This is a genomic window from Micromonospora sp. NPDC093244, assembly GCF_040683695.1.
Lineage (GTDB): Bacteria > Actinomycetota > Actinomycetes > Mycobacteriales > Micromonosporaceae > Micromonospora.
Genome location: NZ_JBFBEO010000002.1, coordinates 345,142 through 360,542, shown reverse-complemented (window position 1 = coordinate 360,542; position 15,401 = coordinate 345,142). Strand labels below are relative to the sequence as shown.

Annotated in this window: 10 protein-coding genes; 3 read left to right on the top strand and 7 right to left on the bottom strand. The window is 73.4% G+C overall.

All coding sequences use genetic code 11. The features are described from left to right. Window positions 1–10 precede the first annotated feature (10 nt). The 3 genes from AB0N27_RS11655 to AB0N27_RS11645 form a co-directional block, all read right to left on the bottom strand. The gene (locus tag AB0N27_RS11655; protein ID WP_364367072.1) at window positions 11–1,573 is read right to left on the bottom strand and encodes a metallophosphoesterase; all 1,563 of its coding nucleotides are present in this window, start codon (window positions 1,571–1,573) and stop codon (window positions 11–13) included. 61 nt (window positions 1,574–1,634) lie between these two features. Next, a complete protein-coding gene (locus AB0N27_RS11650; protein ID WP_364367069.1) occupies window positions 1,635–2,807 on the bottom strand; it encodes a PQQ-dependent sugar dehydrogenase in 1,173 nt (390 codons plus the stop codon). Window positions 2,808–2,877: 70 nt separating this feature from the next. Further along, on the bottom strand, window positions 2,878–4,695 hold the full coding sequence (locus AB0N27_RS11645) for a SpoIIE family protein phosphatase (RefSeq protein WP_364367066.1): 1,818 nt from the start codon (window positions 4,693–4,695) through the stop codon (window positions 2,878–2,880). A 186-nt stretch (window positions 4,696–4,881) separates the two neighbouring features. Here AB0N27_RS11645 and AB0N27_RS11640 point away from each other — a divergent pair, with 186 nt between their 5' ends. After that, complete coding sequence (locus AB0N27_RS11640; protein WP_364367063.1) at window positions 4,882–5,808, top strand: 2-hydroxyacid dehydrogenase; 927 nt, start codon at window positions 4,882–4,884, stop codon at window positions 5,806–5,808. On the opposite strand, the gene AB0N27_RS11635 is transcribed toward AB0N27_RS11640, so the two are convergent. Further along, entirely contained in the window at window positions 5,802–6,194 is a 393-nt protein-coding gene (locus tag AB0N27_RS11635; protein ID WP_364367060.1) for a PH domain-containing protein, read from the bottom strand. The two genes, AB0N27_RS11640 and AB0N27_RS11635, sit on opposite strands and share 7 nt — an antisense overlap. A 279-nt stretch (window positions 6,195–6,473) precedes the next feature. On the opposite strand from AB0N27_RS11635, the gene AB0N27_RS11630 reads away from it, so the two are divergent. Continuing rightward, a complete protein-coding gene (locus tag AB0N27_RS11630; protein ID WP_364367057.1) occupies window positions 6,474–8,804 on the top strand; it encodes a GGDEF domain-containing phosphodiesterase in 2,331 nt (776 codons plus the stop codon). Between the two features lie 21 nt (window positions 8,805–8,825). Here AB0N27_RS11630 and AB0N27_RS11625 read toward each other — a convergent pair whose 3' ends face one another. Further along, window positions 8,826–9,845 carry a LacI family DNA-binding transcriptional regulator gene (locus tag AB0N27_RS11625; RefSeq protein WP_364367054.1) on the bottom strand — a complete coding sequence of 340 codons (1,020 nt, stop codon included), beginning with the start codon at window positions 9,843–9,845 and terminating at the stop codon, window positions 8,826–8,828. A 114-nt stretch (window positions 9,846–9,959) separates the two neighbouring features. Here AB0N27_RS11625 and AB0N27_RS11620 point away from each other — a divergent pair, with 114 nt between their 5' ends. Next, window positions 9,960–12,404, top strand: coding sequence for a glycoside hydrolase family 2 protein (locus AB0N27_RS11620; protein ID WP_364367051.1), 2,445 nt, complete (start codon window positions 9,960–9,962; stop codon window positions 12,402–12,404). 289 nt (window positions 12,405–12,693) lie between these two features. On the opposite strand, the gene AB0N27_RS11615 is transcribed toward AB0N27_RS11620, so the two are convergent. Next, complete coding sequence (locus AB0N27_RS11615) at window positions 12,694–13,434, bottom strand: hypothetical protein (RefSeq protein ID WP_364367048.1); 741 nt, start codon at window positions 13,432–13,434, stop codon at window positions 12,694–12,696. Between the two features lie 48 nt (window positions 13,435–13,482). Next, on the bottom strand, window positions 13,483–15,330 hold the full coding sequence (ilvD, locus tag AB0N27_RS11610) for a dihydroxy-acid dehydratase (protein ID WP_364367045.1): 1,848 nt from the start codon (window positions 15,328–15,330) through the stop codon (window positions 13,483–13,485). Window positions 15,331–15,401: the final 71 nt, after the last annotated feature.

The window sequence follows — 15,401 nt, the reverse complement described above, 5'->3', positions numbered from 1 at the left end:
CGGCCCGCGCTCAGCGGGTCGGGGTCGGGGTGACCGAGGCGGGCGCGCCGGCTGTCGGGGTCTGCACCACGTGCCGTTCCAGGTTGACCTGGGCCTGACCGGTGCCGCCGACGGTGATGTCGTCGTACGCCTGGAGCATCTTGTCCTGGTCGAAGTAGAGCACGCTCATCGACAGCGGGGTCGGCTTCTCGCCCTCCAGGCCGCGCAGCCCGGCGCCGCCCGTGGAGCCCTCCACCATCAGGGTGGTGGGCTGCTGCCCGGGGGCCTCGGGGAGCTTGGAGATCTGTCGCGCGTGGGTGTGCCCGGCCAGCACCAGCGGGCAGGTGCCGGCGAGCGGCCCGGCCGACGCCGGGTCGTGTACGAGCGCGATGTTCACCGGCCGGGGTGCGCGGCGCACAGTGGTGGCGAGCTGCTCGCCGGCGCCGATCACCTGGTCGGCGACCTGCTGGGTCAGGCCGCTGCCGGCCGGGGAGGTGTTCTTGTCCGGGGTGAAGCGGGGGTCGCCGATGCCGGCGATGGTCAGCCCGGCCACCGTCGTCGTCGAGTTGTTCAGGACTATCGCGTTCGGTTGGCGGGCGACGGCGGCGGCGGTCTTGCCGGAGTCGTGGTTGCCCCTGATGAAGATGTACGGCTTCTTGAGCAGGCCGATCGAGCCGACGAAGGACGCCTCCGGTTCGCTGCCCCAGTCGGTGATGTCGCCGGTGTCGATCACCACGTCGATGCCGAACTGCTCCACCACCGTCCGGATCAGCTGCCAGCCGGTCGGGTTGAGGTGCATGTCGGAGACGTGCAGCACCCGGGTGGTGCCGGGCGCGGGCTCGTACACCGGCAGCGCCGACACGGTCGTGTAGAGCTGGCTGACGTTGCCGACCAGGCGTTGCAGCTGCTCGGCGTACTTGGTGTAGTCGTTGGCGATGCGGCGGGCGTCACCGACGATTGCCGGCGCGTTGACCAGCAGCCCCTCGTAGCGGGGCTCCTCGATGGCCTGGGGCCGCAGGGTCGCCGCCGCCGCGCCGAGGCTGCCGGCCGTGACGAGCAGCGCCAACCCACCCGCCCACGCGGTCCGCCGTACGTTGCGGAAGATCAGCCCGGCCAGGACCAGGGTGACGAGCACCGTCGAGGCGAGGGTCCGCAGGCCGAGCCGCATCACCCCGGTACGGACGTCCTCCACGGCGCTCTGGCTGGCCCGGCTGATGCTGGCCGGGTCGTCGAGCAGCGCCTCGGTGCGGCTCTGGTCCAGCGCGCCCAGCCGTACGGTGAGGTGGACCGGCCCGTCGTGGCTGTCCAGCAGCAGCGCGCCGAGCGGCGGCACGTCGACGGTGGTGCCGCCGGCGCTGGCCGGCGTGAGGGCGAGGTTGGCCCGGAAGGGCCCGATGTCGGTGTCCACGTGCCCGCCGGCAAGCACCCCGAGCACCGCCCCGGCCAGGCCCACGGCGAGGACGGCGAGGATCACCCCGGTACGCCGCAGCGGGCCGGGCCGCCCGCCCACCGGCGGCGACGGGTCGGCACCGGTCACCGGGTCGTCGGCCCGGCCTCCGGTGTCGTCATGCTGCTCGTCGCGCTGCCCGTCCATGCTGAGATTCTGACCTGCCCGTCGGAAGATCTTGGCAAACCTGAACGGATGGTGAGAAGGATCAGCTGCGACCGCCGTCGCCGCCGGCGAACACCACACGCAGCAACCGGTCGTCGTCGGCCGCCGGATCGCCCCGCCCGTCGTGGTTCGAGGTGCTCACCCACAGCGAGCCGTCCGGCGCGGCGGCCACCGCGCGCAGCCGGCCGTACCTGTTGGTGAGCAGTTCGCTGGGCTGCCCGAGCAGCGTGCCCGTGTCGGTCACCTCCAGCACCCACAGCCGCTTGCCCCGCAGGCAGCCGGTGACCAGCAGCCGGTCCGTGGCGGCCAGCCCGGAGCAGGACGCGTCCGACGTCGCCCACTGGGTGATCGGGTCGACGTACTTACGGTCACCGGCCCGCCCCTCGACAAGCGGCCAGCCGTAGTTGCCACCCTTGGTGATCTGGTTGATCTCGTCCCAGGTGTTCTGACCGAACTCGACCGCGTACATCCGCTTGCCCGCGTCCCAGGTGAAGCCCTGCACGTTGCGGTGCCCGAGAGACCAGACCGGGGAGCCGGGGTACGGGTTGCCGGGGGCGGGTTTGCCGTCCCGGGTGACCCGCAGGATCTTGCCGCCGAGGCTCTTCGTGTCCTGGGCGAGGGGGCGCTCGCCGGCGTCGCCGGTGCTCACGTAGAGCTGCCCGTCCGGGCCGAAGCCCAACCCGCCGCCGTTGTGCACGTTGGCCTTCGGGATGCCGGTGAGGATCGGCGTCGGCTGCCCACCGAGTTGCAGCCGTACGACCCGGTTGTCCTTCTCGGTCGTGTAGTAGACGAAGAGCGTCCGGTCCTGGGCGTAGCCGGGGGAGACGGCGATGCCGAGCAGGCCTCCCTCACCCGCCGCCGCCACGTCGGTGATGGTCTGCGCCACCCGGACCCGCAGGCCGTCCGGCCCGGACTCGGGGCCGACCTGAAGGATCCGGCCGCTGTCGCGTTCGGTGACCAGCGCGCCGCCGTCCGGCAGGAAGGCGATGCCCCACGGCACCCGCAGCCCCTTGGCGAGAACCGTCGTCACGGCCTGCCGGTCGGCGCCGCCGGGGCTCGCCGACGTCGACGGCGTCGGCAGGTTGGGCGGCTCACCCGCCGGGTCCGGCTCCGGCTCACCGAAACTGCAACCGGTGGTGAACAGCAGCGCCGCGCAGGACGCCGCGAGGACCGCCCGGAGGCGGCGGACGCGAGGGTACGGGGGACGGGCGCTCACCCGGCCCAGGGTATCCCTCCCGGAGGCCCGGCCGGGGCCGACAGATGGGCACGGCGTCCGACGGGACCGCTCACCGGGCCCGTACGGCGAGCAGCGCGGTGTCGTCCTCCCGGTGCTGGATCGAGGCGAGCAGCAGGTCACACAGCTCGTCCAGGGGCACGCCGCCGGTGCCGGTGATCCGGTTGGCCAGCTCGGCAAGTCCGTCGTCGATCGACCGGTCCCGGCGCTCGATCAGCCCGTCGGTGTAGAGCAGCAGCGTGTCGCCTGTCGCCAGGCTGGCCGAGTGGCTGGACCGCCGTGACGGCCGGGCCAGGCCGAGCAGCGGTTCCGGTGTCGCCTCGAGAGCTTCGACGGTGCCGTCGGCGCGCACCAGCAGGGCCGGCGGGTGCCCGGCGTTCGACCAGGTCAGCTCGTGCACACCAGCGCGTTGGGGGCAGATCCGGACCAGCGTGGCGGTGGCCGCGATAGGCAGCCGCAGCCCCCGGATCGCGCCGTCCAGGTGGGTCATCAGCTCCCCGACCGCGTCCGGCCGGCCGAAGGCGTTGCCGCGTACCAGGTTGCGCAGCTGGCCCATCGTCGCCGCCGCCTCGATGTCGTGCCCGGCCACGTCCCCGATCGCCGCGATCAGATCCCCGTCGGGCTGGACGAAGGCGTCGTACCAGTCGCCGCCCACCTCCACCCGGTCGGCCGCCGGCTGGTAGCGGGCCGCCAGCTCCAGCTCGGTCACGGCGGGCAGTCGCGGCAGCATGCTGTGTTGCAGGACCTCGGCGACGTGCCGCTGCTCGCCGTACATCGAGCTGTTGCCGATGGCCTGCCCGGCGCGGCGGCCGATGTCGATGGCCGTGAGCAGGTCGCGGTCGTCGAACTGCTGACCGTCGGCCGCGTTGACGAGGGTGATGGCGCCCAGCACGGTGCCGCCCGCCGCGCGCACCGGGACGCTCAGGAACGAGGTGATGCCCAGCCGCTGGGCGATGGCGCCCATCTCCGGATCGGTGGTGCCGCGCCCCACGTCGGCCAGGGACGCCACGCTGCCGAGCCGGGGCTGGCCGGTCCGCAGCACCGCCCTGATGACCGACTCCTGGCTCAGGCCGCTACGCAGCAGCTGGGCGAAGCGGTCGACGTCGGCCGTCCGTTCCGGGTCGCGGTGCACGGCGACGACCTCGCGGGGCTGACCGGTCGGCCCGACCAGGGTGAGCAGGCACCAGTCGGCCAGCAGCGGCACCATGGTGTCGGCGAGTCGACGCAGCGCGACACCGACGTCCAGCGTGTCGGCAAGCGTCTCGCTCACACCGGCCAGCAGCTCGAGCCGTTCGTGCGCCTGCACGACCCGCCGGCGGGCCTCCTGCGCGCCGTCGAGCGCGATCCGCAGCCGCAGCTCCGACGAGCAGGCGGCCGCCAGGTCGGCAAGTGTCCGCAGCTGCGCCGCCGACCAGGCGCGGGGCTTGTTGTCGATGGCGCACAGTGAGCCGAGCACCCGGCCGGCGAGGTCGGTCAGGGGCATCCCGGCGTACGCGACCACCCCGAGGTCCTCGATGGCGAGGTTGGTGCGTACCCGGGGGTAGAGCCGGGCGTCCGGGAGCACCATCGGCACCTCGATGTCCACCACGTGTTGGCAGAACGAGTGGCTCAGCGGGGTCTGCCGGCGTTGCGACCAGGGTTCGGGCAGGCCGACCGCGCCCGGGAAGAACTGCCGGTCGGCGGAGACCAGGGACACCAGCGCGACCGGGACGTCCAGTAGGTCGCTGACCAGCCGGGCGAAGCGGTCGAACGCCTCGTCCGGGAAGGCGTCCAGCCCGGTGTCGGCGAGCGCGCGCAGCCGTGCCGGATCGCCGAGCGCCGGGGGCGGTCCGGGCGTTCGGTGGGGGCTGGCGGGGGAGCCGTCGGTCATCGAGCACCTGTCTGCCGGGGTGGAGGCCGACCGCCCTCCGGGCCCTTCGTTATACCTCGTTCGGTGCGTTGGCGAACATCGGTGTGCTGAGTCTCGCCCGCCACGGCGGCGGGCGCCACCGGCCGTGAGGTCGGATCGCGGCAGTGCCCGCGCGGCCCGTGGCGCCGGCGGCTATCGTCGGCGGACGTGAAGGTATGGATTCCGCACGAGGCCGGCCTGGATCTCATCGGCGAGTTGCCGTCGGACGTGACGGTGGAGGTCGTGGAGCACGCCGACCGGCTGCCCTCGTCGGGGGCCGGGGTGCGCTTCTGGGTGCCGCCGTTCCTGGGCGGTACGGACTCGACGGCGCTGGTGCGGAAGCTGCCCGACCTCGCGGTGGTGCAGCTGCTCTCGGCCGGCGCGGACGCGTGGGTGGGGCGGACGCCTGACGGTGTGACGCTCTGCGACGCCCGAGGGGTGCACGACCCGTCGACGGCGGAGTGGGTCGTCACCGCGATCCTGGCTCAGCTGCGGGCGTTCCCGGCGTTCGTCCGGGCGCAGGCCGACCGCCGGTGGGCGTACGACGGGGTCACCCCTACCGACGAGCTGACCGGTAAGCGGGTGCTGATCGTCGGGGCCGGTTCGATAGGTACGGCGGTGCGGGACCGGCTCGCGCCGTTCGAGGTGAGTTTCACGCTTGTCGCCCGTACCGCCCGCCCCGAGCAGGGGGTGCACGGCGTCGACGAGCTGCCCCGGCTGCTGCCCGAGGCGGACGTGGTGGTGGTGCTGGTGCCGCTCACCGAGCAGACCCGTGGGCTTGTCGACAAGGAGTTCCTGGCGGCGATGGCGGACGGGGCGCTGCTTGTCAACGCGGCCCGGGGGCCGGTGGCGCGTACCGAGGCGCTCGTCGCCGAGCTGGGCACTGGTCGGATCTCGGCCGCGCTGGACGTCACCGACCCGGAGCCGCTACCTGCCGACTCGCCGCTGTGGACGATGCCCAACGTGCTGCTCACCCCGCACGTGGCCGGGTCGGTACGCGGGCTGCTGCCGCGCGCCTACCGGCTGGTGGGTGACCAGGTGCGGAGGTTCGCCGCCGGCCAACCGCTGATCAACACGGTGGTCGACGGTTACTGACCGGGCGCCCCTGCCGTCCCGTCGGGAAGCGTCTGCCCGGTGGCCGAGACCAGGTGGGGCAGGTCCACACCGCGTACCGCCGGCAGGGTGACCTGCTGGCCGTCGTCGAGCCGGGCGACGGCCCGCCCGCGCGGGTCGGTGGCCAGCTCGACGACCTGGTCCCAGTCGATGCGACGCTGCCCGACAAGCGCGCGCAGGCGCAGCCCCCGGGCGTCGGCGTCGGTGCCGGCCCGCCAGGCCCACACCGCGACGCCGAGCGGGACGAGCAGCACCGGCAGCAGGTAGCCCCGCGCGTTCGCCAGGGGCAGCGCGCCGATGAAGGCGATCACCGCGGCGACCAGGATGGCTTGGTTGTGCCGGAAGCGGACCATGTCGGACTTACTCACCAGGCGATGATCCCACCCCCGGCGGATCCGGGTCGCGGCGGGCGGTGCCGGGGCAGCCCGGTCCGCCGTACAGTGACACAGGTCATTGCTTCCGTCCGATGACCAACGCGTAACTCTTTCAGCCTTTGGTCGTTCTCGACTGGTGGGCAGCGGACCCGCAACGTCCGATGCCGCCGCACCGCCGCACCGCCCCCGTGCCCCCTCACGAAGGCGACCGCCGTGCTCCTCGCGTACCCGTTCCGTGTCCACGTCCCCCGCCGTGCGCTCCCGGAGGCCGCCGTGTCCACGGCGGTGGCGCTGCTCGTCCTCGCCGGCGCCGCAGATCTGGTGCCGACCTCGGTGGTGATCGCTCTGGCCGGTGGGGCGGGCGCCACGCTCGCCGGTGTCCGGCTCTCCCGCCTGGCCATCAAACGTCCCGCCGGTCCCGGATCGCCGTCCGGGCGCGCGGCGGGCGTGCGGCTCGACGCGGCGGTGGTGGCGGCCGGTCTCGCCGCCGCCGTGCTGCCGCTGGTCGCCGACGGGCACCGTGCCGCCGCGCTGGCCGGATCGCTGGTCGTGGCGGTGCTGTCGGTGACCGGGCTGCGCCGGCTCCCCGGGTGGCGGCGACCACCGTCCGGGGTCCGGCTGCGGTCGCTGGTCGAGGCGGCCGGCCCGGCGCTCGGGTTGGCCCTCGCCGGCTGGCTGCTGCTGCCCGGCGGCTACCTGCCGCTTCCGGGCCGGCTGGCCGCCGCGCTGGTGCTGGGCGCGCTGGGGATGGCCGCGGTCAGCGCGTTCACCGGACCTGATCGGCACTCGCCCGCGGCGGTGTGCCGGGGCGGGGTGCTGCTAACGCTGCTCGGCCTGGCCCTGCTGGCGGCGCTGCCGCCCGGGGCGAACGGTCGGACGGCCCTGCTGGCCGTGCCGCCGCTGGTGCTCGGGATGCTGCTCACCGCCCTCGGCGCCGCCGCCGCGGTGGACGCCGCAGGTGCGGAGCCGCCGGAGGACCGGGCCGCCCCCGCGTGGCCCCGGGCGGTGCTCCCGGCGACTGTGGTGCTGCTGGCGGCGGGCCTGCACGTGGGGGCCGACCGGGCACCGGACCGTACGAGCGTGCTGCTGGCTCTGGCCGCGGTGCCACCGCTCGTGCTGCGGGAGCTGCTGCGGGCCGGTGACACGGCCACCCCGGAACGGCGCGCCGCGCACCGTAGGCGTACCGGCCGCCGGGTCCGGCACCGCCGCGCGTCGGGGTCACCCTGGCCGGGGGTGCAGCCGTCGCCGGGCGACCAGGCGTCCGGCGCGACAGGGAGTTCCGGCGCCTCGGCAGGTCTCGACGCGGCCTGGCCGTCGGACGACGGCGTGGACTGGGCGAGGCAGGGCCGGCCGCCCGTCCCGCCCGGCGACGGCCCGGGGGACCGGGCGGCCCTGCTGGACGCCCTCGCCACGATCGGCGACGTGCCCGCGCCGGCCGGCGCGCTGCTGCTTGTGGATCTGCACGGCGGTGACGTGCTCGGCCCGTCGGCCCGCGAGGACCTGCTGGCCGAGGCGGTCGCGCGCGCCCGCGCGGCCGTGGCACCCGGCGATCTGGTCACCTGCTGCACGGGCACCGGGTTCGCGGTGGTCACCGCCGCAGGACCGGTGCTGGCGTACGCGCTGGGCACCCGACTGCTGACCGCGCTCGCGCCGCCCTATCTGCTGGGTGGGTCTGCCGTGCGGGTACGCGCGAGCATCGGGCTGGCCGAGGTGGGGGGCGCCGGGCCGGCGGACGTGCTCCGCCAGGCCGAGCTGGCTCGCCGGCGGGCCGTGCAGCTGGGTCGGGACCGGGTCGAGTGGTACGACGCGTTCCTGGAGGAGCAGCTGGTCCGCCGGCTCGACCTGGAACGCGAGCTGCCCGGAGCGGTGGCGCGCGGCGAACTGGACCTCGTCTACCAGCCGGTGCTCGACCTGGCCGACCGGCAGCCGGTGGGGGCGGAGGCGCTGCTGCGCTGGCGTAGTCCGGTGCTCGGCACGGTGCTCCCCGCGGAGCTGCTGCCGGTGGCGGAGGACCTGGATCTGATCGGTGAGCTGGAGTGGTGGGTGCTGGACCGGGCCTGCCGGCAGCTGTCCCACTGGTCGGCAGGCGTCCGGGAGTTGTGGATGGCGGTGAACGTCACCCCACGGGAGCTGACCACACCCGACTTCGTGCAGCGCGCCGCTGCCGTGCTTGCCGCGTACGGGGTGTCGCCGGAGCGGCTGGTGGTCGAGGTGTCCGAGCCGAGGATCGCCGCCGACCTGTCGACTGTGGTGGCCCGGTTGGCGGGGCTGCGGTCGTTGGGCGTGCGTACCGCGCTCGACGATTTCCGGGCCGAACACGCCTCGCTGGCCCAGCTGCGCCGGCTGCCGATCGATCTGCTCAAGGTGGGCCCGGAGCTGGTGGGCTCGCGGCCGGACGGGCAGCCGCCGTTGATCGACGTGGTGGTGAACGTCGGCGAGCGGTTGGGGGTGGAGATCGTCGCCGAGGAGTTGGAGTCGGCCACCCAGGTCGAGGGCGCGCAGCGGGCCGGCTGCCGGTACGGGCAGGGCTTCGCGCTGGCCCGTCCGGCGACCGCCGAGCGGGTCGAGGCGTACTTCGAGGAGTTTCCGTCGGCGTCCCGCTGACGCTCCGCGCGGTGAACCGGTTCACCTCTCTCGAGGCGGTGCGGTGCTGCCGCGCGGGGTGAGGTGCGGTGTCTCGTCCTGCACCCGGCCGGCGGGCTGCCCGGCGATGACGGCGAGGAGTTGGCGGGCGGCGTGCGCCCCGTACGCCGGGATGTCCCGGCCCAGCGCGGTCAACGGCGGGTGCACGAGCCGGCAGAGCGGCGAGTCGTCCCAGGCCACGATGGACAGGTCACCGGGCACGGTGAGCCCCATCTCCTGGGCGACGGACAGCCCGGCGATGGCCATGACGTCGTTGTCGTAGATGACGGCGGTGGGCCGCTGGGCGGAGCTGAGCAGCCGGCGGGTCGCCCGCCCACCCTCCTCGCCCGTGTAGTCGGACCAGACGGTCACCGCGTCGACCAGGCCGAGCTGCCCGCACACCGCAGTGAAGGCGTCGGTGCGGGTCTGCGTGTGTCGCAGGTCGGGCAGGCCGCCGACCCGGGCGATCCGGCGGTGCCCGAGCGCGACCAGGTACTCCACGGCCTCGGTGAGCGCGGCGGCGTCGTCGGACCAGACGCTGGCCAGGTCGCCGGTGCCGCCGGGGCCGCCGATCACCACGGCTGGAAGTTGGAGCTGTTCGAGGGCGGGGATGCGGCGGTCGTCGGTGCGCAGGTCGCAGACGAGAACACCGTCGACCCGGCGTTCGCCCCACCAGCGTCGGTAGACGGCGATCTCGGCGTCCTGGTCGGCCACGACCTGGAGGGTCAGCGCGTACGAGCGGGCGGAGAGTTCCGCCTCGACGCCGCTGATCAGCTCCATGAAGAAGGGCTCGATGCCGAGTATGCGGGCGGGGCGGCACAGGGCCAGCCCGACCGCCCCGGCGCTGGCCCCGGAGAGGGCGCGCGCCGCGCTGCTCGGGCTGAACCCGATCTCGGTGGCGATGGCCAGGATGCGTTGCCGGGTGGCCTCGGAGACGCCGGGCTGCCCGTTCAGCGCGTACGACACGGCGCCCTTCGACACTCCGGCGCGTCGGGCGACGTCGGCGATGGTCGGCCGCTTCACCGGCGTCTCCTCTGTTGTTGCGGGGCGTCGATCGGCCGTTGACAGTTGGGGTATCGAACCATACGGTGAGCGAACTTATCCGGTTCAGTCAAGGCTGTGAGGGGCGGTGGCGTCGTGGGTCGACAGGCGCTCCAGGACGGGTGGACCGTGCGCGCGGCACCCGGAGCGCAGGTGCCGGCCGAGATCGCCGGGCGGGCCGTGCCGGCGACCGTGCCCGGTTGCGTGCACACCGACCTGCTCGACGCAGGGTTGATCCCCGACCCGTACCTCGACGACAACGAGCTGGCACTTGCCTGGATCGGGCGCACCGACTGGACCTACCGGACCACGTTCACGCACACGCCGGGCGGCGAGGACCGCATCGACCTGGTCTGCGCCGGCCTGGACACCGTCGCCACGCTCACCCTCAACGGGGTGCCCGTCGGCCGCACCGAGAACATGCACCGCGGCTACCGGTTCGACGTCCGGTCGTTGCTGCGCGACGGCGACAACGATCTGACAGTCTCGTTCGACTCCGCGTACCGCTACGCCGAGGCGCAGCGCGACCGGCTCGGCGACCGACCCAACGCCTACCCGGAGCCCTTCCAGTTCATCCGCAAGATGGCCTGCAACTTCGGCTGGGACTGGGGGCCCACGCTCGTCACCGCCGGCATCTGGCAGGACATCGGCCTGCACGCCTGGTCCACGGCCCGCCTGGCCACCGTCCGCCCGCTCGTCACCGTCGACGGCCGCGACGGCCGCGTCGAGCTGCACGTCGAGGTCGAGCGGGTCGCCGACGTCCCGCTAACCGTCCGCGCCACCGTCGCCGGCGTCAGCGCCGACGTGGTCGTCCCGGCCGGGCAGCGCACGGCCGTGCTGACCCTCGCCGTCCGCGAGCCCGCGCTGTGGTGGCCCAGGGGGTACGGCGAGCAGGCCCGCCACCTGCTGGAGGTGACCCTGCACGCGCCGGACGGCGACACGCTTGACACCTGGTCCCGGCCTGTCGGCTTCCGCTCGGTCCGGCTGGACACCACGCCCGACGAGCACGGCACCCCGTTCGCGCTGTCGGTGAACGACGTGCCGGTCTTCGTCCGTGGCGTCAACTGGATCCCCGACGACGTGTTCCCCACCCGGATCACCCGCGAGCGGCTGGCCGGGCGGTTCGAGCAGGCCGCCGACGCCAACGTCAACCTGCTGCGCGTCTGGGGCGGCGGCCGGTACGAGTCGGAGGACTTCTACGACCTCGCCGACGAACGAGGCCTGCTCGTCCAGCAGGACTTCCTCTTCGCCTGCGCCGCGTACCCGGAGGAGGAGCCGTTCGGCAGCGAGGTGGCCGCCGAGGCCACCGAGCAGGTGATCCGGCTGGCGCCGCACCCGTCGCTCGTGCTGTGGACCGGCAACAACGAGAACATCTGGGGCTGGCACGACTGGGACTGGCAGGAGCCCCTGGCCGGGCGCACCTGGGGGCGCGGCTACTACCTCGACGTTCTGCCGCGCATCGTCGGAGAGCTGGACCCGACCCGCCCCTACTGGCCCGGCAGCCCCTGGTCCGGCACCGACGACATCCACCCCAACGACCCGGCGCACGGCACCACCCACATCTGGGACGTGTGGAACACCGACGACTACACCAGATACCGCGAGTACGTGCCGCGTTTCGTCGCCGAGTTCGGCTACCAGGGCCCACCCGCGTACGCGACGCTTCGCCGGGCGATTTCGGACGAGCCCCTGGCCCCCGACTCGCCGGGCATGGCCCACCACCAGAAGGCGACAGGCGGCGACGCCAAACTCCAGCGGGGCCTGGACGCGCACCTGCCCGTCCCGGCGGACTTCGACGACTGGCACTACCTCACGCAGCTCAACCAGGCCCGGGCCATCCAACTCGGAGTGGAGCACTTCCGCTCCTATCGGGGCGTCTGCGCCGGCACCATCGTCTGGCAGCTCAACGACTGCTGGCCGGTGACCTCCTGGTCGGCGGTCGACGGCGACGGCCGCCGCAAACCCCTGTGGTATGCGCTGCGCCACGCGTACGCCGATCGGCTCCTGACCGTGCAGCCCCGCGACGGAGGGTTGGCCCTGGTCGCGGTCAACGACGGCGGTACGTCGTGGCGGGCGTCGGCTGCGGTGACCCGGGTGACCCTCGCCGGCGAACCGCGAGCCAAGACGACGATGGAGCTGGACGTCCCCGCGTACTCGGCGGTGACGCTGGCACTGCCGGCGGAGGTGGCCCGACCGGACGAGGTCCGGCGCGAGCTGCTGGTGGCCGAGGCGGGGGAGACCGCCGAGCGGGCGCTCTGGTTCTTCGCCGAGGACCGGGACGTGGACTGGCCGTCGGCGGCCTGGGACGCGACTGTCGAGCCGTTCGACGGCGGTCAGCGCGTGCGGGTCACCGCCCGCTCGGTGTTGCGCGACCTGACGCTCTTCCCGGACCGGCTGGACGCCTCCGCCTCTGTGGACCGAGCCCTGGTCACCCTCCTGCCGGGCGAGTCGGCCACGTTCACGGTGCGAGCCGACGGTCTGGTGGACGAGGCGGCTCTCGTCGCTCGCCCGGTGCTGCGCTGCGTCAACGACCTGGGCTGACGCCCCATGATCGCGCTCGATCAATGAAGTAGTGGCCCTCCCATTGCGAGGAGGCCACTACTTCGATGTTCGAGCAGGATCAGCACGGGAACGGCGCTCCAACCGGTCGACTAGGAGTTGAAGATCGACCAGGTCCTGGCCACCCTCGGGCGTGGCCGACGACCTGCGCCACGAGGCTCGTCTTCACCGACACCCCGGCCGCGATCCGGTACGCCCGCGCCGCCGCGCTCCCCGCGGCCGGCCAGCCGACGGTCGTAACCGCCGAATGAGCGCAAGGGTCGGTCCGGGCTCAGCGTGGGGGGTGGCCGAACTGGCCGCTCAGCGCCGTGCCGGCCGAGCAGGGCAGTTCTCCGGGGGCGAGTTGGGTGTGCGACGGGCGCCAGGTCTGCGCGCCTGTCGCGTCGACACGGGCCAGGAGGCAGTCGTACTGCGATGCGCGCAGGGCCACACCGACGGTGCCGCCCTCGGTCGCGACGTCCCGGCGCACGGCAGGGTCCAGGTCGAGCGCGTTGACGGCGGCGCGGACCCGGGCCTCGTCCGGACCGGTGACACCGAGGGTCTGCTTGAGGCGTGCGTCCACTGCGTCCAGTGACGGTTCCGGGCGGATCGGCAGTGGGGTACCGGCGGGGCAGTCGATGCCGTCGTCGCGGCTGTCCCGTTCGGGGCCGAGCCGGAACCGGAAGCAGACCTTCTCGTCCCCCTTGACGACGACGTCGCCACTGACGCCCTCCCCGTGCCCGGTGACCCGGAGTACCAGGGTCACCCCGGTCTGCCAGTGAGTCTCGCCGGTGACCGACAACACGGCCACGTCGGGCTCCCGCGCCGCCGTGCGCGCGTAGTCGGCCGCCTTGTACAGATGGTCGTACTCGAACCGCGCCTCGATCCGGTCGACGGTGCTGATCGCGTCCGCCACCGCGCTGTCGTGCCAGACCGGCTCGGGCGGGCGCAGCGACCACCACACCACGCCGGCCAACAGGAACGGGGCGAGCGCGAACGGAGCTGCGATGGCGAGCAGCGTACGGGTGCGCATCCCGGGAAGTATGCCGGGCGGCGGCAGGCGCCGCCGCCCCGTGGACCGCTACTCCGGGACGCGGCGGTAGGCGCCGTCGCTGGCCGAGGTGGCCATCGAGGCGTACGCGCGCAGGGCCGCCGAGACCGGGCGCTGCCGGTCGACCGGGGTGTACGGCCTGTCGCGCTTCTCCTCGGCGACGCGTCGCGCCTCCAGCTCGTCCTCCGGGACGTTGAGGGAGATCGACCGGGCCGGGATGTCGATGACGATCTCGTCGCCCTCGCGGACCAGGGCGATCAGCCCACCGGAGGCGGCCTCGGGGGAGGCGTGGCCGATGGAGAGCCCGGAGGTGCCGCCGGAGAAGCGGCCGTCGGTGAGCAGCGCACAGGAGCGGCCCAGCCCGCGTCCCTTGAGGAACGAGGTGGGGTAGAGCATCTCCTGCATCCCGGGGCCGCCCTTCGGGCCCTCGTACCGGATCACCACGACGTCGCCGGCGACGATCTCCTTGGCGAGGATCGCGGTCACGGCGTCGTCCTGCGACTCGTAGACCTTCGCCGGGCCGCGGAAGGTCAGGCACTCCTCGGGCACGCCTGCGGTCTTCACGACGCAGCCGTCCGGCGCCAGGTTGCCGTGCAGGATGGCGAGGCCGCCGTCGGCGGAGTACGCGTGGTCGCGGTCGCGGATGCAGCCGCCGGCCGCGTCGGTGTCCAGGGACGACCAGCGGTTGGTGGTGGAGAAGGGTTCGGTGGTGCGCACGCCCCCGGGTGCGGCGTGGAACAGCTCGACCGCCGTCGGCGTGGGTGAGCCGCCACGCACGTCCCAGTCGGTCAGCCACTGCGCCAGCGAGGGGGAGTGCACGGCGTGCACGTCCCGGTTGAGCTGACCGGCCCGGTCCAGTTCGCCGAGGATGGCGGGGATGCCGCCGGCCCGGTGCACGTCCTCCATGTGGTAGTTCGGCGAGTTCGGGGCGACCTTCGCCAGGCAGGGCACCCGCCGGGAGATGGCGTCGATGTCGGCGACGCCGAAGTCCAGTTCCGCCTCGCGGGCGGCGGCGAGCAGGTGCAGCACCGTGTTGGTGGAGCCGCCCATCGCCACGTCCAGGGCCACGGCGTTCTCGAAGGCGGCCTTGGAGGCGACAGTGCGGGGCAGCACCGAGTCGTCGTCGCCGTCGTACCACCGCTTGGCGATGTCCACGACGGTGCGGCCGGCCTCGACGAAGAGCGACCGGCGCGCGGCGTGGGTGGCAAGCGTCGAACCGTTGCCGGGCAGCGCCAGGCCGATGGCCTCGGTGAGGCAGTTCATCGAGTTGGCGGTGAACATGCCGGAGCAGGAGCCGCAGGTGGGGCAGGCGGAGCGTTCGATTTCGCCGAGCTGTTCGTCGGTGACGGACTCGTTCGAGGAGGCGATCATCGCGTCGATCAGGTCGATCTTGCTGTGCACGACGCCCTCGATCGCCATCGTCTTGCCGGCCTCCATCGGGCCGCCGGAGACGAAGACGGTAGGGATGTTGAGCCGCAGTGCGGCCAGCAGCATCCCCGGGGTGATCTTGTCGCAGTTCGAGATGCAGACCAGGGCGTCCGCGCAGTGCGCGTTCACCATGTACTCGACCGCGTCGGCGATCAGCTCGCGGCTGGGCAGCGAGTAGAGCATCCCGCCGTGGCCCATCGCGATGCCGTCGTCGACGGCGATGGTGTTGAACTCCCGACCCACGCCGCCGGCCTCGGCGACCGCGTCGGCGACCAGGCCACCCATGTCCTTGAGATGTACGTGACCAGGGACGAACTGGGTGAAACTGTTGGCGATGGCGACGATCGGCTTGCCGAAATCGTCGTCGGTCATCCCGGTGGCCCGCCAGAGGGCCCGGGCGCCGGCCATCGTCCGACCGTGCGTGGAGGTCTTCGACCGCAGCTCAGGCATGTCTATCAGCATGACACCGCCCCGGCGCCCGCCACCGGCCGTGTGCGCCGTGTCCCAACAGATGCACACCT

What these genes read in the sequence shown, in the direction of transcription:
- AB0N27_RS11655 (WP_364367072.1), bottom strand. Translation starts at nt 1,573, where the DNA reads ATGGACGGGCAGCGCGACGAGCAGCATGACGACACCGGAGGCCGGGCC.
- AB0N27_RS11645 (WP_364367066.1), bottom strand. Translation starts at nt 4,695, where the DNA reads ATGACCGACGGCTCCCCCGCCAGCCCCCACCGAACGCCCGGACCGCCC.
- AB0N27_RS11615 (WP_364367048.1), bottom strand. Translation starts at nt 13,434, where the DNA reads ATGCGCACCCGTACGCTGCTCGCCATCGCAGCTCCGTTCGCGCTCGCC.
- ilvD (WP_364367045.1), bottom strand. Translation starts at nt 15,330, where the DNA reads ATGCCTGAGCTGCGGTCGAAGACCTCCACGCACGGTCGGACGATGGCC.